Source organism: Paenibacillus sp. Marseille-Q4541 (assembly GCF_018310695.1).
In the GTDB taxonomy this organism is placed as follows: domain Bacteria; phylum Bacillota; class Bacilli; order Paenibacillales; family Paenibacillaceae; genus Paenibacillus.
The window spans coordinates 37,847-58,244 of sequence record NZ_JAGXCY010000016.1 but is presented as its reverse complement, the minus strand read 5'-3'; the positions used below and the strand labels follow the sequence as shown (position 1 = coordinate 58,244).

Annotated in this window: 14 protein-coding genes; all 14 read left to right on the top strand. The window is 41.4% G+C overall.

The window, feature by feature from the left end:
* Window positions 1-356: 356 nt before the first annotated feature.
* Window positions 357-1,514, top strand: coding sequence for a type III polyketide synthase (locus KFT32_RS16275; RefSeq protein ID WP_211748286.1), 1,158 nt, complete (start codon window positions 357-359; stop codon window positions 1,512-1,514).
* The gene (locus tag KFT32_RS16270; RefSeq protein WP_211748285.1) at window positions 1,501-2,217 is read left to right on the top strand and encodes a methyltransferase domain-containing protein; all 717 of its coding nucleotides are present in this window, start codon (window positions 1,501-1,503) and stop codon (window positions 2,215-2,217) included. Before KFT32_RS16275 ends, KFT32_RS16270 begins: the two co-directional genes overlap by 14 nt.
* 25 nt (window positions 2,218-2,242) lie before the next feature.
* Window positions 2,243-3,409: an NAD(P)/FAD-dependent oxidoreductase gene (locus KFT32_RS16265; RefSeq protein WP_211748284.1), complete on the top strand. Its 1,167-nt coding sequence runs from the start codon at window positions 2,243-2,245 to the stop codon at window positions 3,407-3,409.
* 318 nt (window positions 3,410-3,727) lie between these two features.
* On the top strand, window positions 3,728-5,965 hold the full coding sequence (locus KFT32_RS16260; RefSeq protein WP_211748283.1) for a helix-turn-helix domain-containing protein: 2,238 nt from the start codon (window positions 3,728-3,730) through the stop codon (window positions 5,963-5,965).
* A 225-nt stretch (window positions 5,966-6,190) separates the two neighbouring features.
* Window positions 6,191-7,162: an ABC transporter permease subunit gene (locus tag KFT32_RS16255; RefSeq protein WP_211748282.1), complete on the top strand. Its 972-nt coding sequence runs from the start codon at window positions 6,191-6,193 to the stop codon at window positions 7,160-7,162.
* Between the two features lie 12 nt (window positions 7,163-7,174).
* The gene (locus KFT32_RS16250; protein ID WP_211748281.1) at window positions 7,175-8,068 is read left to right on the top strand and encodes a carbohydrate ABC transporter permease; all 894 of its coding nucleotides are present in this window, start codon (window positions 7,175-7,177) and stop codon (window positions 8,066-8,068) included.
* A gap of 91 nt (window positions 8,069-8,159) precedes the next feature.
* Window positions 8,160-9,788: an ABC transporter substrate-binding protein gene (locus KFT32_RS16245; RefSeq protein WP_211748280.1), complete on the top strand. Its 1,629-nt coding sequence runs from the start codon at window positions 8,160-8,162 to the stop codon at window positions 9,786-9,788.
* Between the two features lie 43 nt (window positions 9,789-9,831).
* Complete coding sequence (locus tag KFT32_RS16240) at window positions 9,832-11,247, top strand: alpha-L-fucosidase (RefSeq protein WP_211748279.1); 1,416 nt, start codon at window positions 9,832-9,834, stop codon at window positions 11,245-11,247.
* A 651-nt stretch (window positions 11,248-11,898) separates the two neighbouring features.
* A complete protein-coding gene (locus KFT32_RS16235; RefSeq protein WP_211748278.1) occupies window positions 11,899-12,231 on the top strand; it encodes a hypothetical protein in 333 nt (110 codons plus the stop codon).
* A gap of 74 nt (window positions 12,232-12,305) precedes the next feature.
* Complete coding sequence (locus KFT32_RS16230; protein WP_211748277.1) at window positions 12,306-12,803, top strand: LURP-one-related family protein; 498 nt, start codon at window positions 12,306-12,308, stop codon at window positions 12,801-12,803.
* 154 nt (window positions 12,804-12,957) lie between these two features.
* Window positions 12,958-13,464 (top strand): tetratricopeptide repeat protein, encoded by a 507-nt coding sequence (locus KFT32_RS16225; RefSeq protein ID WP_211748276.1) that lies wholly within the window; start codon window positions 12,958-12,960, stop codon window positions 13,462-13,464.
* A gap of 23 nt (window positions 13,465-13,487) precedes the next feature.
* Entirely contained in the window at window positions 13,488-14,390 is a 903-nt protein-coding gene (locus KFT32_RS16220; protein WP_211748275.1) for a GNAT family N-acetyltransferase, read from the top strand.
* A gap of 632 nt (window positions 14,391-15,022) precedes the next feature.
* On the top strand, window positions 15,023-18,973 hold the full coding sequence (locus KFT32_RS27475; protein WP_211748274.1) for a S8 family serine peptidase: 3,951 nt from the start codon (window positions 15,023-15,025) through the stop codon (window positions 18,971-18,973).
* 128 nt (window positions 18,974-19,101) lie between these two features.
* Entirely contained in the window at window positions 19,102-20,337 is a 1,236-nt protein-coding gene (locus tag KFT32_RS16210; RefSeq protein WP_211748273.1) for an S-layer homology domain-containing protein, read from the top strand.
* Window positions 20,338-20,398 lie beyond the last annotated feature (61 nt).

The window sequence follows — 20,398 nt, the reverse complement described above, 5'->3', positions numbered from 1 at the left end:
ATAAGTTGCCTCCTTCAAAAATGGAATAACTGGAATTTATCTACCAGTTCTAATTCTTATTTTTATAGATTCCAAATGATTTGTTAAGGGTAAATAATTACAATCGTGGGATAAATATTTCAAAAATATGTCAAAATTGTTGTTTTTATTGTGAAAAATGCACTTGAATATCATGATATGTAAAATCTGTGTTAACTAATTTCAGGGAATTTGGCAAAATTACGTATCTAAGGACAGAGAAGAGTTTCTGAAACTGGAAGTAAAGAACATCATACTTGAAGCAAGCTGTGAATAAAGATATAGCAATACACTTTGATAGTAAACGAGATGAAGTAAATATATTAGGAGGTTTACAAATGACACAAAGATCACAACACTCTGGAATTTCTATTCTGGGTATGGGTACAGCACTTCCGTCATATCAGATTCCGCAAGCAGTCGTGTCTGAACTGATAACCACCTCTTTGCACGGGCGCCCGGATTTAGCTCGTTTTTCCAGGAGGATATTTAGATCTTGTGGAGTGGAGACACGTTACACTTGTGAGCCGGAATATTTTAAATCTTCAGAAGAATGCAGGTATATGCTTTCTCAGGATCTATCTAAAGTGCCTACCACCGAAGAACGGATGAATTCATACAAAAGAGAATCGGTTCCTCTTGGACTACAAGCTGCAGAAGCAGCATTACTTGATAGCGGCACAGAGCGTAGCGAGATTACTCATCTCATCACAGTCAGTTGTACAGGCCAGTTTCTGCCAGGTCTTGACGTTATGTTAATAAAAGAGTTGGGTTTATCTGCACGTGTGAATCGTTTACCACTCATTTTTCAAGGTTGTGCGGCAGGACTCAAAGCGATTCAGATGGCAAGGGATGTCGTTCAGGGCGCACCTGGTTCCAAAGTGCTGGTTGTTTGTGTAGAACTATGTAGTCTTCATTTTCAGCCAGTGATGGATAAAGAAGCCTTATATGCGGCTTCCTTTTTTGGAGATGGAGCTTCGGGTTGTGTTATAGGAAATGCAGATAGCAAACATCAATCTTATTTCGAACTCGGCAAAGGGTATTCTGTTCTTCTTCCCGATTCAACAGAAGATATGACTTGGGAAGTTGGGAATGCGGGATTTGATCTTTATCTCTCCCCACGAATTCCGAAATTGTTAGGTGAATATCTTGCTCTTGAGCTTGAACTTCTGTTTGGGGGGAGCGAGCGACCTGAGCTATGGGCCATTCATCCGGGAGGAAAAGGGATTGTGGATTCAGTACAAAATGTGCTGGGGCTTCGTGATGATCAGACGAAATACAGTAGAGACATTTTGAAAAATGCAGGGAATCTATCTTCTGTTACGATCATGTTTGTACTCCATGCGATGCGTGAAAAATTGATGGAGCAAAAACAGGAAAAAACCAAAGGGGTTGCCATGGCGTTTGGTCCTGGACTTACTGCTGAACTGATGCAGTTTACTTATGTGCCTACCTATATTCCATCTGAATCGGAGCCTTCTCATGTCTATCTTTAGAAGCTTGTCGACAAGAGCAAAAGAAGATGAGCTTATGGATGACTTCTCCATGGGTGGAGAAGAGCTAAGCGAAGCACTTAAGCATTTGCGCAGACTGAATAAAATTTTTGGAGCACCCGGCCCAACTCGTTATGGTGTGGAAAAGTTATGGAAGGATATAGGGAGACCCAAGAAACTGAGCGTGCTTGATGTCGGAGCAGGTTCAGGGGATGTCAACCGTAAGCTTCTTGAATGGGCAGATGCTCAAGAAATTGACATGAAGATTACGCTTGTAGATCTGACAGAAGAAGCCTGCGAGGAAGCTCGGCTTTATTTTCAGGAGGAGAAGCGTGTCCAGGTGATCAGGGCTGACGTAAAGTCACTTCCGGAAAGATATGCAGATATCGTCACAGGATCGCAATTTGTGCATCATTTTGAAGGTCAGGAGCTTGTAGATATTGTGACTTATATGTTAAAAACATCCAAATTTGGGGTCGTTATTAATGATATCCACAGGCATTCTGTCCCCTATACAGCGGTGTGGCTAACGACTAGGATGATTTCACGGAATCGGTATATACGCCATGATGGTCCGCTTTCGGTGGCGAAAGGGTTTACGGATAAGGACTGGATCGACCTCAAAACAAAACTAAATCACAGTACCATGACCTATTCGTGGAAACCTTTATTCCGTTATGCAGTCGTAATTCCTAGAGATCGATAATAGAAAAGCGGAGGGAGGATATTGTATGGAAGCACAAGTGGATGTCGTTATCATGGGAGCGGGAATTGGGGGCAGCAGTGCAGCCATTCAGCTTGCTGAAAAAGGTCATCATGTTTTGCTGCTCGATCGGCAGGAATTTCCAAGGCACAAAACGTGTGGTGAATTTATGTCACCCGAAACGAAGGAGATGCTAAAATTTATTGGCGTCGATCCTTTACAGCTTGGGATCAAGCCAGCAACGATGAATCGAGCAAGAATCGTACTACAGAATGGAAAAGAAATGGAAGCACGCCTCCCCGGTCAAGCTTTGGGAATCAGCAGATACGATCTTGACCTTATGCTTCACGCAAAAGCGCAGGAATCTGGAGTGGACATTAAGACAAAGGTCATGATTACGAATATAGAGCAACTTGAGGATCAATCTTATGTCATAGAGACAAAGCAAGGTCAATCTCTCGTAACTTATCGTGCAAAAGCAGTCATTGGGGCCTATGGAATTAGGAAGCCGCGAGGAATTCACTCGGCCCAAGAAACAGAGCAAACTGCTCTGAAAAATGCGGAAGTGTTTGTTGGTATTAAATCACACTACACTGGAATTCAAGCAGAAGATGAGGTTGAATTGTATTTTTGCGATGGGGGATATGTAGGTATATCTCCGGTAGGGAATGGAGTAGTTAACATAGCCGCCTTATTGTCACTAGATTCGGTGCAGCGCAGCGGTAAATCAGTGAAGGATATTCTGAGCGGGGCAGCATTTACCAATTCTCGTTTATCACATCGATTAGCAGAGGGAGTAGCCGTCGAAGGTACACAGGTATCGATATCGCCAGTAAGATTGTCCGAAGTACCGGAACCTTGGTCATTTTTCCCTCATATAGGAGATGCGATGCTTATGATTCCCCCTCTTTGCGGAGACGGCATGTCCATCGCACTTCGTTCTTCTATGATCTGTTCAGCAGTCACAGACCAGTATCTGCATGGGAAACTGACTTATCTGGAGTGGGAGAGCCACTATACAATGAATGCAAAACGGGAATTTACTGATTTATTACACAGGGCAAAAATCGTTCAAAAAGTAGCTTTTTCGAAGGCGAATAGAGTGCTTCCTCTTATGGGCCGGATGTTTCCAATGCTTCCTTCCTATTTGGTGAAATCAACACGATTATCCGAAATGGGTGTGTCAAAGTCTTAAGATAGAGAATACAAATTTAATATATTAAGAATTTTATTAGTTTACTGTATCTCTTTATTATAAGGATGCAGTTTTTTTTATTTCTCGGGTAATCGCATATTTCAACTTATTTCGACAAAAAAGGATCGAAAGTCCACTTTCAGGAAAGCTGGCTTTCTTAAAATATATCAATAAAAGCATAGTGATACTCTGTACATATTCTGGCTTATCATACTATAATATTCCAAACAGCGCGTCGTTTCGCTCATTATTGAATGTATTTACAATGGTTCATGTTTTGAATTGCTCGAATCTTGTACTTACATTCTGGGAGGAAATATGAAGAAAAAATCATGGTTTTACCGCCAGTTACTATTGTATATGCCTGCCTTTTTCATCGTTTTTTCTTTTATTTTCTTCGTGTTCTTTCAAATGCTTAGCGATCAGAGCCGAAAAGATGCGATAAAAGCGAATGAGACATTGCTACTGCAATCGATAACCTCGATAGATTCTTCTATGAAGACGATTGAACAGATGCTACTTAGCAATATGCTAAACAATCCAGATCTTTCTGTGTTTTTTAATGATGGGAAACAGAGTGATTATTATTTAAATATAAAAGTGGTTCAATTCATGAAAAATTTCATGATATCGTATCCATTGGTAGATTCCATGTATCTTGTAAGAATGAATGATGAATTCATTCTAAGTAACTCCATGAATGCGAATTTGCTAGATTATCCTGATTATAAGTTCATTAAGCCCTATTTGACAGAAGCGGTATACGAGACCAAATGGTCAGGAGTACGTAAGTTTCAAGAGTTTGATTTTAAGGAGCCTGAACAGGTTATTTCACTTGTACTTAAAGCGCCTTATATCCGGAACGGAGAAGGGTTCGTCTTTGTCAACATCAAGACAGATTCTCTGAATACGTTGATCCAGCCGATGTATAGTGAGGATGTAAGCTATATTGATATTTTGGACGATGCAGGAAACTCCATCCTTCCTGAGGATCATGGAATTTCACATAAAAAACTCATTTCCACTGCGACCTCTCCTTTAACCGGTTGGTCCTATGAGAGTGGCTTAGTCAATGGTGGATTGGTGAACATAGCCAATCAATTATTTAATGTCTGGTTTATTGTAGGTCTTCTGATGATGGGTGCAGGAGTATGGTGGATCGTGTTTGTCTCTCGGCGTAATTATCGACCGATCGAACAAATTGTGTTGCAAATTCAGAAGTTTTCCCAGGATAAGACGAATGTTTTATTGCAGGAGAAGCGACAAGACGAGTTTTCCTTTATACAATCTGCCCTTAGCAGTATGTTGGAGCAGTCGAACTCTTATCAACAGCAGTATCGTGAAGATTTGCTATTGAGAAGAACCTATTTATTTCAACAGCTGCTCGAGAGTCAATATCCTGCGAATTTAGCTGAGTGGGAGTCGCGGAGTGAAATCATTCAATTAAATGACTTAAGTAAACCACAAACCGTATGCGTAATAGAATTGGATAAATTTAATCAGTTTGTCGGTCAGTATACACAGCAAGATCAATATTTGATCAAGTTTGCATTGAAAAGTGTAATTCAGGAAATTGCACAGAAGCATGCAACCCACGTATGGGCAGAATGGATTTCCAATTCGAAGCTAGGATTACTTATACAAATGAATGATGTACATCATTGCGAACAAGAAATCCTGAATGTTCTGGAGAATTCACGAGTATGGGTGGAAGAACATTTGAAACTGACCATCACAGCTTGCGTGGGAGGCACGGCTGAGGAATTCACCTCGATCTCTGAATCCTATAAACAAGCTTTGCACGCATTAAAGTATAAAATGATATTTGGGGAGAATAGCATCATTTTTTATACTTCGATCAGGATGGAGGAACAAGGGAAGTCGTTTGATTATTTTCAGCGGATTCAAGAGATGGCTCAATCTTTCCGGTTAGTACGACATGATTGGCAGGAGCAGTACAAGAGTATTTTAAATAACATTAATCAGGACATGTTGAATCAAGATCATATCGTAAGATTAACGGACTATATGATCTATTCCTTGGGACATGAGATGAATAAGATGGCTAAGGAGTTTCAGGAGCACTGGATACGGGTAGGTGAGCCATCTTTGCAGGATGCTTTAGCGAATTCAGAAACATTAGAGCAATTAGAGATTCAAGTCGAACAGGTGCTAGAACAAATTTTTGAACATCTATTATTGTTACAGCAGACTCGTAATCACTCGGAAATCATCCGGAGTATTCGTTCTTATATGGAAAAGGAATCTGTAAATCCGAATTTATCTCTGGATTTTCTGAGTGAGCAGTTTCATATTAATCCCAAGTCTCTTAGTAAATTGTTTAAAGAGGAGACGGGTCAAAAGTTCGTTGATTATTTAATTGAGCTGCGCATCAATCATGCAAGACATCTGCTCGAAGATACACATCATTCCATACAAGAAATTGCCGCAGCTGTTGGCTACACCAATGCCATCTCATTCGGCCGGATGTTCAAGAAAGTGGTAAGCGTGTCTCCAGGTGAGTACCGTGAACAGGTAAGTAGGAAGAACGCATAGTGTTGGAAACGCCTCTGGTGTCTATTAGACGCTGGGGGCGTTTCTAGTTAGTTATTACAGGATTTTAGTTGGTCCGAGGAAAAAAGTTTCATGTGAAATACATGTGTGAAAATCCCTATTACCGCATCCTTGCGGAAAATAATTGTACCGAGATTCTTGTTTATTGCTGCAATCCCGCCGCCTGTTTAACATGAGATTAACTCAGGGACAAAGGAGAGTGGCTTGATGGCTAGTATAAGCAGTGAACCCGTTCCAGAGCGGGAAAAACTAATGATGTATTCGAACAAACCAGGTAAGCGTGTATTGCAACGAATGAAGAGGCACTGGCAATTCTATATGCTCGTTGCTTTACCGCTTCTCTACATCATTATTTTTAAATACATTCCCATGTTTGGTGTTGTGATCGCTTTTAAAGATTACAACCTTGTAGAGGGAATCTTGGGGAGTCCGTGGGTAGGTTTTAAGTATTTTCAGCAATTGTTAGATGCGCCATACTTCTGGGATTATTTGCGGAATACATTACTGATCTCACTGTATGGACTGCTCGTCGGGTTTCCCGCACCCATTATATTGGCACTTGCCCTGAATGAAATTCGGAATGGGATATTCAAAAAATCAGTTCAGATGGTTACGTATGCACCTTATTTCATTTCGACCGTTATCATTGTATCTATTCTTATTGTGAACTTATCACCGAATGTAGGGCTTTTGAGCAATATTTACCGGGCCTTGGGACTGGAACCAATCGATTTTCTTGGAAGGTCGGAGCTATTTAAGTCCATCTATGTATGGTCTGACGTCTGGCAGAATATGGGGTATGGAGCGATTATCTACATTGCTGCATTATCGGGTGTAAATCCGGAATTGTACGAAGCGGCTAAAGTAGACGGTGCAACAAGGTTACAAAAAATTAGAAATATTGATATTCCAAGTTTGATTCCTGTCATCGTAATCATGCTGATCCTAAGCTTGGGTCAAATTATGAGCCTTGGGTTTGAAAAAATTTATTTGATGCAAAATCCGCTCAATCAAAACACATCGGAAGTCATTTCTACCTATGTATATAAAGTTGGTCTACTCGGAGCGAACTTCAGCTTCTCGACGGCTATCGGATTGTTTAATTCCGTAATTAACTTCACGCTGCTGATTATTGTAAATTTTGTAGCCAAAAAAATATCTTCCAATAGTTTGTGGTAGGAGGCGATAACCTTGGGTGGTACGAGCATAAAAGAATCGGTAACAGATCGAATATTTATAGGTTTGGTATATCTGTTTTTGGTCGTTGTCTTCCTTATTATTTTGTTTCCGCTTCTACATATTCTCAGCGCTTCATTCAGTTCACCGGCTGCGGTCACTTCCGGTAAAGTTTGGTTATGGCCTGTTGATTTTACGTTCATAGGATATAAGGCGGTATTCCAGAATTCGGACATTTGGGTTGGATTCGGTAACTCGCTCTTCTATACCGTGTTCGGTACGCTATTGAACGTTTCATTCACGATTATGATGGCATATCCTCTCGCACGAAAAACATTTTATGGTCGTAACCTCATGATGCTGATTCTTGTATTTACTATGTTTTTCGATGGTGGACTGATTCCGAATTACTTGCTCGTTAAGTCACTGGGTATTTTGGATACAAGATGGGCTATGATCCTTCCGGGAGCATTTGCGGTGTTCCAAGTCATTATTGCGAGGACGTTCTTTCAATCCCTTCCCAATGAACTTGCAGAAGCTGCGGAAATCGATGGATGTAGTGATCTGAAGTTCTTTCTTCAGATGGTAATTCCTTTATCCAAACCAATCATTGCGGTGTTATTCCTCATGTACGCTGTTGGTCACTGGAATGCCTACTTTAATGCTTTGATTTATTTGAAGGATAGTCATATGTTCCCGTTACAAATTTTCTTGCGAAATCTTCTTATTCTAAACTCTGAAAATTCGGATATGTACAAGGACGTTAACAATATTTTGATGCAACAAGGATTGAAGGATCTATTGAAATATTCGTTGATTGTTGTATCCAGTGCTCCTGTTCTTATCATCTATCCGTTTGTTCAGAAGCACTTTGTTAAAGGGGTTATGATCGGATCTTTGAAGGGGTGAGGATGTTAGCTGAAAGGGAGGTGTTTGTCAGACAAACATTATAATCATGAGGTTATACAAGAGAAGTTTTCAAATATAAGGAGGCTGTTCAATGAAAACAAATCTGCTTAAAGTAATGAGTCTGATGCTTATTCTTACTATGGTGTTATCAGCGTGTGCTTCTAAAGATAATGATAATAGTTCTGCAGATACGACTCAAGATCCGAATAAACCGGTAGAATTGACGGTGTTTTCTCCGCAAACGGTTGGGATTGAGAATTTGGATGTTAATAAATTTTCGAGGTATTTGGAAGAGAAACTTAATATTAAATTCAATTGGAGTACTTCCCCAGAAGCTGCTTTTAACGATAAAAAGCTATTGTTGTTAGCAAGTGGCGATTACCCGTCCGTCATTCTTAGTGCAGGAATGTCGAAGGCAGATCAGGTGAAGTATGGCCAACAAGGCGCGTTTATTCCGCTGAATGATTTAATTGAACAGTATGCTCCAAATATTAAAAAAGCGATGACGGATTTACCTTATCTAAAGGACGGTATGGTTGCCCCTGATGGTAACATTTATGCGCTCCCAAAAATCAATGAATGTCTGCACTGTACGTACTACCAAAGATTGTGGATTAATACAGAGTGGCTTGAAAAGTTAGATTTGGCTATGCCTACAACAACAGAAGAATTTTATCAAGTTATGAAGGCTTTTAAAGAGAAAGACCCGAATGGTAATGGGAAGAACGATGAGATCCCTTTCACGACTTCCAACAATGATTGGGGCGGCGGTGTAGAGACTTTCTTAATGAATGCTTTTATCTATAACGATGGCACGGGTTTAATGATAAAAGATGGACAGGTGATCTACGCTCCTATGCAACCAGAATGGAAGGAGGGCGTGAAGTATTTACATAAGTTGTTCCAAGAAGGTTTGATGGATAAAGCGGCATTTACACAAAATGTTGACGCGGTTAAACAACTAGCCAACAAGCCCGATGTTGTGGTAGGTAGTGTAGGTACTGCGAATATTGGAGGTATTTTTGAAGTTAATGATAATAACAACACACGTCATAAAGCTTACGACGTCGTCCCACCACTGAAAGGGCCGGATGGTGTTCAATTAGCAGGTTATACGGTAGGTGCGGGTGCTGGACAGTTTGTTATTACGAATAAAGCGACCAAGGAAGAACAAATTGCGGCCATTCGCCTGGCAGACTATCTCTTCTCTGAAGAAGGAACGGTATTAACCACATGGGGTTTTGAAGGTGAAGGATATAAAATGGCGGAGAGCGGAGAACTCGATTATAACGGTAATCCAGCCAAGTATAATGTTGTAACGAGAGAACAATCTGCAAGTGGACAAAATCCACTGGCTAATACCTGGTGGCAATTAGGAACAATGCAAATGCTCAACTCAATCCGCGAATCGTTTGTAGCACCGGCAGATCCTCTGGAAAAGGGTGCAATTGATTATCGACTTTGGCTTGCAGCGAAAAAATATGAGCCCTTTGCAAAACCAGAAATGGTTTATCCGACCGACGTTTTTATTGATCCAGCGGATGCACTAATTGTGACACAAATGTCTAAGACATTATCCGATTATGTGAAATCGAATCTGGCTCAATTCGTGACAGGCAATAAAGATATTGATAAGGATTGGGACAACTATGTAAACGGATTCAAAGGGATGCAACTGGATGCCTATTTGGCGGCTTATCAGAAAGCGCTGGATAAATAGAAACGGGATATTTCAAGCTTAAGAGTGACGGAGGGGAAATGACATGAGTGATTTGATACAATATGCTGCGCAGGTGAAACCTTCAGAAAGACAAGTGGCTGTACAGGAAATGGAGTTTTATTCTTTCATTCACTTTACGATCAATACGTACACGGATAAAGAATGGGGACATGGCGATGAAGACCCGGCTATCTTTAATCCTGTAGAGTTTGATGCGATTCAGTGGGTAGACTCGTGCCGTGAGGCAGGGATGAAGGGACTTATTCTTACTTGTAAACATCATGACGGTTTTTGCTTATGGCCGAGTCAGTATACGGAACATTCAGTTAAGAATAGCCCTTGGAAAAACGGAAAGGGAGATATCGTTGGGGAAGTAGCAGAAGCCTGCCGTAAAGGTGGGATCAAGTTCGGCGTCTATTTGTCTCCATGGGATCGTCATGAACAGACGTACGGAGATTCTCCTAAGTACAATGCATACTTTATGAATCAATTAAGAGAACTGCTAACGAATTATGGCGATATTTTCTGTGTATGGTTCGACGGTGCGTGCGGTGAAGGTCCGAATGGTAAGCGTCAGGAGCATGATTGGGATGCCTACTATTCTCTTATTCGGGAACTACAGCCGAATGCGGTTATCAATGTGTGTGGACCGGATATTCGGTGGTGTGGGAATGAAGCGGGTCATTGCAGGGAATCGGAGTGGAGTGTGGTACCAGCTTCCCTTCGCTCCAATGAGAGAATCCAAGAGAAATCTCAACAAGTAGATGATGGTGAGTTCGCTCGCAGGTACGATTCAACCGACGGTGACCTTGGAAGCAGAGAGATTATTAGCAAGGAACGTGAACTGGTCTGGTATCCAGCGGAAGTCAATACATCGATTCGCCCGGGGTGGTTCTACCACGCTTCGGAAGACGATAAAGTGAAATCTCTGGAACAATTACTCCATGTGTATTACGGCTCAGTTGGCGGAAACGCGACATTCCTGCTGAATTTACCGCCAGATCGGCGGGGGCTCATTCATGAGAATGACCGTGCTCGTCTGAAGGAGCTTGGAGATACGATTCGGAACACATTCAGTACAAATTTGGCCGAAGGAGCTACAGCTACGGCTTCTGAGACGATGAACGGGCATGAGATTAACCATATTTTTGATGGGAGTCCTGACACCTACTGGTGCCCAGAAGAGGGTACAGAACAGGTTACCATTGAAGTTGATCTGCAAGGTGAGACAGAATTTAACCATATTGTATTACAGGAACATCGATATAGTCAGCGTATTGAGAAGTTCGAACTGGAAGTTCTGCAGGATGGCAAGTGGGAGACATTATGGAGTGGAACGGTTGTCGGTTATAAGCGTATATGCAGGTTTGATAATGTTACCTCACGGTATATTCGTCTCAATATTACGGAATCGAGATGGTGTCCAACGATTTCAGCATTTGAAGTTTACCTTGGATAATGAAATTAGATGGGGAATGAATTTCATATGTCAGCATTTTGCATAATTCGATTTTAGCGGCTCCATGGATTTATGCAAAATACTTATGTAAAAGGTAACAACAGTTTGCTGTATCTCTTTATTATAGAGATACAGCTTTTTTATTTGGCTTGATTTCAAAATTAATGCTTGAAATAAAATTTCATTATTCTGTCTATAAATGCAACTACAAACAGAGATTGCGAAGGTTTTTACTGCCTAGTGATCTATTGTAACTTTTATAGAAGATTCTTCTGTTCCGCTTAGTGGTTTATCGAGAAGATAATACCAAAATGATTTATCAGTACTTTTTATTATGGGTGCTTCAAGATCTACTTTTGATCCGTCTTCGTAAGACACTTTTATGATTTCTTCTGAATCATATGTTTGCACTAAACCATATAATAATGGAATATTGAATCTTATTCATCTTCTGAGAAACAAACTACAAATCTTGCCAGCGAAAAATACAACGCCCCTTTGACTTTTGAATTACAAAAGTTTCAAAGAGGCTTTTTATGCATAATACCTGATACAATAGACGGAAGAGAGTAATAGGCTGAGTAACATATGAAAACTTGTTCTTTCTTATTATAACTTGTCGTGAAACAATGAACTGAAAAGAGGGATATAATGAACATAGAATTAAACAAGGATCTTATTGAAGATGATAGAGGCAATTTATATCGGGCCGTTCAGCAAGAGGGGAATACGCTAGTTTTAGTTAATGCATTTGTAGAAGCATCCTTCCGAGAAGTGATGAACTTCGAGGGAAGTGACAATGAACAAATTGCGGCTTATCAAGGAGAGTATATCGGTAAACCAGCTATGGATTTAGTTAGACATGATTATGTTTATGCGCTCCAGCAGCTGGATGGAAGACTCTATTCACTCCAAGATACCATGAAGAATTATGACGTTACCTTTATTAAGATGATTGAATTTTTTAGACCAAAAGGTAACTGAACAGAAGAGTTAATATGGGAATATAGTCCAGATGGATATCTTTCTTATTAAACCAATTAAGGGAGGTAGAGTGAATGGAACTTTATTTTAGGGATCATTTTTTTAATGCAGGTTTAACTGAGATTGTAGATGCATCAGGTAATGAGCTGGGACATATCGATTTGAAAAGTGCTTTCGGGTCTTCACTGGATATTTACGGTCCTTCTAGCAAGCTAATCTATTCAGGAAAATTTCCAATGTTTTCGAACAAATGGAATGTACTTGATCCGCAAGGAGAGACGATCGGGATCGTACGTTCCAGAATGAGTTTTTTTGAAAAAAAGTTTGAATACCAAGCCCGATCTAACCTATTCACGATCGTCTCTCCAGCGTTTTCGAGAGATTTTATGATTGAGGATGAGAGAGAGGAGACAGTGGCTACATTTGAGAAAATCTCGGGCTTTTTTAGCTCAGGGGCCTATCGTCTGCAAAATATCTCATCCAATATGGATAGTTATGAACTGATTGCAGTTATTATGGGGGTTCATTCGATTCGAAAAAGACAAAATCAGGCAGCCAACTCAGCACCATAAAATAAGTTATTGCTCAAAAAAGAGGCACAGGTTTGTGTCTCTTTTTTTGAGCATGTCTATCTGGGAATAAATGATTCTAAATTAAAGATTACTACGGAAGAAGTTTGTCAGCTGTTAAGATGAAATATAGCAAATGTAGAAAGCGGGAATACATATGGATTGGTTAAAAAAAGTAGTGGTATTAAGGGATGGAGGGCATAGTGAATTGGCACTGGAGGAGTTACTTAGGCTCGAAGGTCTTCATCAGGGCGGCAAAGTGCAAATCGATTCTGCGCAGTTAAATTATCAGCTTGCCTGGACTTATGATACTTTAGGACTCGAAAAAGAAGCCGTGCCATATTATGAAGCTGCACTGACAGGAACAGGTGAACTATCCAAAGAAGACAGAGCTGGCGTTTTTTTAGGTCTTGGAAGTACATATCGAACACTGGGGCAATATGAAAATTCGGAGAAAATCTTTGAAATCGCGATGCAAGAGTTTCCTGAGAAACGTGAATTTCAGGTTTTTATGGCTATGGTTCAGTACAATCTTAAGGAATATAAAAAAGCGATGAAATTGCTCTTAGAGGAAATTGCCGAACATTCAAGTAATGAAGGTGTGCAGAAATATAAACGAGCGATTGCTTTTTATTCTGATAAACTAGATGAACGCTGGGATTAAAGAACGTGAGAAGGAGTATAAAGATGATCTCGATCCATCCGTTTCTGAATCTGAAAGATATAGCTGAATTTATCGCTAGAATCAATTCGAATCCAGCCTCTCATGTCGGATATGCAGGTGACAATGCTGCGGAAATTAAAGATACGTTGCTACATGAATTTTCTGATCTGGCACTGAGTGATTCATTACATGTTCTAATGGAAGAGGAGCTTATCGTAGGCGTACTTGGTTTTGATGTCGATATAGAGCTAGGGCAAGCTGAGATATGGGGGCCGTTTATTGATGACTCTTCCGTAGATTGGCACGATGCTGCAGACATCTTATGGAGCGAAGGAACTCGAAAACTAGATGGACGAATACAAACCTACAGCGGGTTTTACAATGCAAAGAATCTGCAAGCGAGACAGTTTATGAATAGGGCACAAGCTGTGAAAAAACAGAATGAAATGATCTGGGCGGCAAAATGTGTGTCAAATGAGGCCCTTTCAAACAAAGTGATACATAGCGAAAAAAATATGGGATATATTGATGCATTTAGCTCACAGTGGACTTCCGCTTTTACGAAACTTCATGACGCTTCATTTCCGGGAACTTATTATGATGCCAAGGCCATTCTAGGCCGATTAAGTGATCAGCATAAGCTCTGGATTATCGCTTCTAATGAGATTCTGTATGGATATATTTACACTGAACAAGGAGAAGAGCACGCAGAAGCCACCGTAGAGTATATAGCAGTAAATCCAGTGTACCGAAAGAAAGGAATAGGGAAGCGACTCATTTTACATGCGCGGGAGGATCTTTTTTCCGGAGGTGTACATAAAATTACGCTCACTGTTTCTAGAAATAACGAACAAGCACACTCCCTGTATGAACAATGCGGGTTTGGGCTCCAACATGAAATGATATTTTATCAGTTAAAAACCTGAAATAGTTACAGCGTAGGATTGTCGAATATACTCCTTAATTGATAGTGGATAGAGTAAGGTGAGGTCTGGGTCATGGTGAAAGTAATCCATGGTTCAGGCCTTTTTATCTATTCAAACAGATATCTAGTTCTTAGTATCGATAGTTTTCGACCCAATAAAACCAAAGTTGTTAACGCGAGGTAAGACACTAGGACCAGCTAAAATAGGTTTAATTCTAAACCCTATAGCGCCTGATTCCTATTTTTGAATGTGGCGCACAGAATTGTGAGTTCTAATGACAAAAAAACAATAGATTATACATCTTTCAACCGTTGGATGATTAATTTGATGTGACGTTATGTGACCTAGAAAATTTAAAAAGATCATATTCCAGATCAAATCAACACGTTTTTTGTGAAAAACATAGGTGTTTGGTATGAAATCTACCATAAAAGTGTAGCGTCAGAAAATTCAACAATGTTTTTGATCTTGTTGAATTAGAATAGTTTTCGAAGAACGGACAACGTTACTTCATCGTTTACATAAGAACATTTTATCGAAAAAGGAGATATGCGATGAAAATAGGTTAAGCTAAACCCCAGCAATTTTCCCCAAATCTACTAATCTACCGAATCGAAATAAGGAGGAATACAATGCAGTCTAAGCCCTTTCGACGCAGAGTGATGTCATTATCCGTCGTATCCGCCCTGTTTTTATCCACCGTGTTTCCTGCAGTTGTCTCCGGCGCAGAAGCTAGAAAGTTCGATCCTCAGAAGTTTCAAGTTGATTCAAGGAAACTATCTATTAACTCAACCCAAACGTTTAACGTAGATAAAAAGATTGAGGCAATGAAAAATAAGAAAGGAAGTTTCAAATCCAGTGCTTCCCTACAGGAAATGGATTCACTCCCTTCATCAAGCGGTGCGAAAATCAGCTCTGATCTTGCACCTCAGAATTATGTACCAGAGTCTGATAGTACCGATATCATAAGCGTCATTGTCGAGTTAACCGAAAATCCTGTCGTGGTAGAAGAGTCAAACAAGGCACAAGGATTAAGTAAATCTACTGTTAATCAGCGAAGTGTCATTAATAACCAGCAAAAAGCATTTGCTGCCGCAGCTGCAAAGCTGAAAGCAAATCTCAAAACGAATTATACAGATGTATTTAACGGATACGCACTTGAGATCGGTGCAGATAAAGTGGATGCCCTTCTGAAGCTTCCTGGGGTGAAAGCTATTTATCCAGATGCGGAGATGCAGGCAACACCAATCAGTAGTGTAACACCAAATATGGATGAAAGTGCTCCTTTTATCGGGTCAGATACATTCTGGGACATTGGCTATGACGGGGCCGGTATCAAAGTCGGTGTTCTTGATACAGGGATCGACTATGATCATCCTAGCTTGAAAGATGCCTACAAAGGTGGATACGACTTTATCGATAATGATAATGATCCTTATGAGACACCGCCTGATCCAAAAGATCCTGAGGCAGCAACCGAGCATGGCACCCATGTATCCGGAACGATTGCGGGTCGTGGTAATCCGCTGGATCCTGATGCGGGGAAAGGCTGGGTTCGCGGCGTAGCTTACGGTTCAGATCTATATGTATATCGTGTACTGGGTCCTAGAGGATCTGGTCCAACCGCAGGCGTAATTGCGGGGATTGAAAGATCTGTACAAGATGGTATGGATATTATTAATCTTTCGCTAGGTAGTGAAATTAACAATCAGAACGATCCTACTTCCGTTGCACTTAACAACGCAGCACTAGCAGGGGTGGTCGCCGTTGTCTCCAATGGAAATAGCGGTCCAGACGGCTACACGCTTGGTTCTCCTGGGTCCGCCGAAATTCCTATTTCGGTAGGAGCTTCTACACCGCCTTTGAATGTACCAACGATCGAGGCTGATGGACTTATTAAAACTTATGGAAGTTTAATGACGTACTCCCCAGACTTGTCTTCAGTGAAAGGCGAACCGCTCGAAGTCATTGCAGCAGGACTCGGCAGAACAGAGGATTTTGCAGGGAAGGATCTAACCGGTAAAGTTGCACTAATTCAAAGAGGAACTATCTCTTTCACAGAAAAATCGCTGAATGCACAAGCTGCTGGTGCAGCAGCAGCCGTTATTTACAATAATGCGCCAGGTAATTTTGGAGGTACTTTAGGTGAACCGGGAGATTATATCCCTACACTAAGTATTTCTCTGGAAGACGGTACTGCACTCAAAACAAAAGTGGATTCAAACCCTGGTTACACCATTACGTTCGGTGTTGACTTACAGCAAGATCTGATGGGTGATTTCAGCTCAAGAGGACCCGGTCTTCCGAATTATGGAATCAAACCAGACATTTCGGCTCCAGGGGTAGGTATTCGTTCTTCCGTTCCGGCATATGGCGGAGATTATACGGATGCTTATGCGGATCTGCAAGGGACAAGTATGGCAGCACCTCATATCGCAGGAGCAGCAGCGCTATTGCTGGATAAAGATCCAACCCTGAATCCGTATGAGGTCAAAGGTTTGATGACCAACAATGCAATGAAGCTGACGGATCTAGAGGGTAAACGTTACGCTCACAATGAACAAGGAGCCGGACGAATTGATCTAACTAGCAGTTTGGAAGCAAAAGCTGTTGCACTCGTTGAAGAAGAAACAACAGCGGTAGAAACTGGTGAAGCAACACCATATGAAACAGGTTTGCTGTCCTATGGTGTTCAAGCGGGCGGACAAACAACAACGAAGATGATTCATCTGAGCGATATTGTCTCTGAAAATTCTTCTTATACCGTAACGACAGAGTGGTATGGAACTGCCCCAGGTACGCTTTCCTCAAGCCAATCTTCTGTAGAGGTGGCTGCTGGGGGAGAGACGGAGTTTACTGTTAGTCTCGCTATGAACGCTGGTGTAGCTGATGGAAATTACGACGGAGAAGTGATTTTAACAGAGACTTCTGGTCATCAGCTTAAAATCCCAGTGTATGTGTATGTCGGTGAACCTGTGGAGATTCCAGTCGTATCTGATCTTGAACTTGATCCACAGTTCTTCTCACCAAATGGGGATGGCATCATTGATACTTCGGATGCTGTGTTCTCCGTCAATGTAGCGAACGACTACTTCTCTCTTGATGTGTTTGACTATTACACGGGGAACTGGGTTGGTGCTATCGCTGAGGTTGAAGGTGGGCTAGCACCGGGCGATTATAGCTTAGCTGGTTGGAATGGTCTTGTTACGGATTACGACACAGAGTTTGCGCTCGATTCAGATGCATACATTCTTGCTCCTTATGTACAAATCGGTGATGGAAAGTTAGAAATTGTAGAGGATGCTGCGTATGAATTTGTTATAGACAAAGAAGCACCAGTGAGCTCACTGGATGACCCTGCGATCCAAGTGGATGGTGATACTGGCGTCATTACAGGACAAATTGAAGAGGATCTATTAGTTGAACTTCTAGGAAATTATTCAGGCCTTGCTGTTGAAGCCGACTATGAAGTAGATGGCAACCTGGAATATTCTCTAGGGACGATTGGTTCGGACGGAAAATTTACGATTGATGTGCCTGTGGCAGCAGGTGACAATCAGTATGATATCTACGTATATGATGTGTCCGGCAATGGCTATTTAGAGCCAGCCCATGTGGTGAATTATAAATCAGATGGTGAGCCCGGCGAGCCTAACCCTGGCGCAATATCGCTTGTTGCTGATCCATCCAAAAATCAAGTGGGCATTAATGAATCCTTTAATGTTGACATTGATTTTACAGACACCAAGGATCTCTATTCCGCGCAATTCAGTTTGACGTATGACAAGGATCTTGTTAAAGGAACCGTTACTCCAAGCGTGGCACTTGCCACTTATCAGGAAGAAGAGAACCCAGGAGTATCTCCCATTATAAATGAAAAAACAACCGATCTTGGTAACGGAAAAGCCAAAACGGACTATGTTATTTCTCTAGCAGGAATTCCATCCGGTTATACCGGTGAAGGTGCGCTCGCCTCATTTCATTTTGCTAGTAGTGAAGAAGGGGATTTTACGTTTGCCCTTTCTAATGTTCGTGTACTGAACAGCCAAGCTGAAGATATTCCACTTGCTGACCTTACGAATGGAACAGTAAAAGTAACTTCTACTCCGGCTCCGGGTGAATTCACAATTACGGGCAGCATTGATGCGAAAGCCTTTAAAGATGTGGATTACAGTGAAACTTGGTACCAAGGTGCAGACGGCGTACACAAAGTAGTCGTGGAAGCAGTAGGTACCAATGGACAAGTAGCGGGTGTCGGTGTTGTAGCAGCGAACGGTACGTACACGATTGAAGTCCCAGAAGGAACATACACGGTACGTGTGGTTGTACCAGGACACATTTCTGATTCTGGCACAGTAACCGTAGATGGCAATGAAACCTTGAACTTTGGACCGCTTACAGCGGGTGATGTGAATCAAGATGGGCATGTAAATCTCGTTGACCTTCAGCTTGCAGCTAAAGTATTCGGCGCTGTCAAAGGTTCCAGCTGGCCAAATGCCAAAACATCTGCTGCGGATATCAACCGCGATAACAGCGTTGACTTGCTAGATGTCTCCTACATCATTAGCAACTATGAAATCTAATGGATCTCTATTGTAAGCAACAACGGTTTTTATCGGGACTGGCAATAGGCTAAAACTAAGTTTTACAGGAGAGAGGATGCCATCGCATCCTCTCTCCCTACATATGAAGACGACGGGAGATGCGGATAATGAACAAAAAAAAGTGGACGTACAAATGGATAGCAATATCAGTAGCCATGGGTATAATGATCTGCACTATATCAGCGGGTCCTGTATCAGCAGCAACGGAAGTAGCAAACACGAAAGCGGCCTCGGAGACGGCCCTCCCGATCGTTCGTCTTGTTCCTTCTACATATCAGGCCAAGGTTGGGGACACGATTGAAGTTGCCATATGGTTACAAGGATTTACAGGTGACTACAGTAAAGTACAGGGTTATGAAGTGCATATGGATTTTGATGCTTCACTATTAGCACCTAGCTCTGATTCCAAAAAGTTAACACCTTCGATTTTCAAAAAAACGAGCAGTCCTATGAGTCTTGTGAATAAAATAGATCAGACCGGAAGTGTGCAGATTGCTGAAGCGATTACTTCAAAGGATGCCAAACTTTTTACGGGATATGGCAAAGTAGGAACGGTCTCATTTCGTGCTCTGAAAGCAGGTTCAGCTACTTTGAAACAATCCAAATCGATCATTATTCAGCCCGATAACCCAGGGATAAATATTAAACACCGGATCAATCAGCCAACGATTACGATCCTAGCAAATGGTACAGCAACTGATAAAGTCAATGAGAAGACACAGACCATTGGCGAACCAGCTGTTAAAAAAGTAAGCCTTCCTTCTGCTTCGCAAACGTTAGCTGGTTTTAAAGATAAAGGAGCCATTTCGAAGCTAAAATGGGCTCAGGATTCGATCGTAAAACTGGCTGCGACTGAAGTTCTCCAAGGAACAAGTGAAGGGAACTTTGAACCGCTTCGGGATATGACAAGAGCTGAATTTGCCAAATCCGCAGTAGTAGCTCTTGGCCTAGATATGAAGCAACAACCGGTACCTACCTTCTCCGATGTCAACACTTCAGACTGGTATTATGATTATGTGGAAACAGCAGGAAAATACGGACTCATTCAAGGTTTAAAAGATAAACAAGGGAATTTGAAATTTAATCCGAGTGCGTCAGTTACGAGAGCGGAACTTACCGCAATACTGGCAAGACAGCTGAAGAGCAGTGGCAAAGGGATGACCGCTGACAACAGCAATCCTTTTACAGATATCACTTCCCACTGGGCACAAAATGATATCATTTATTTGTACGGAAATAAGCTGATTCAAGGGAAGACTGCTACAAAGTTTCATCCCGGGGCCCCAGCCAGTCGCGCTGAAGTAAGCGTACTGCTAGAACGTATTCAGCAAGCATTAAAGTAACGCATCCTAATATATTCATAATAGGTAAAAAGGTAGGAACATATAAAACAAAGCCATCTCA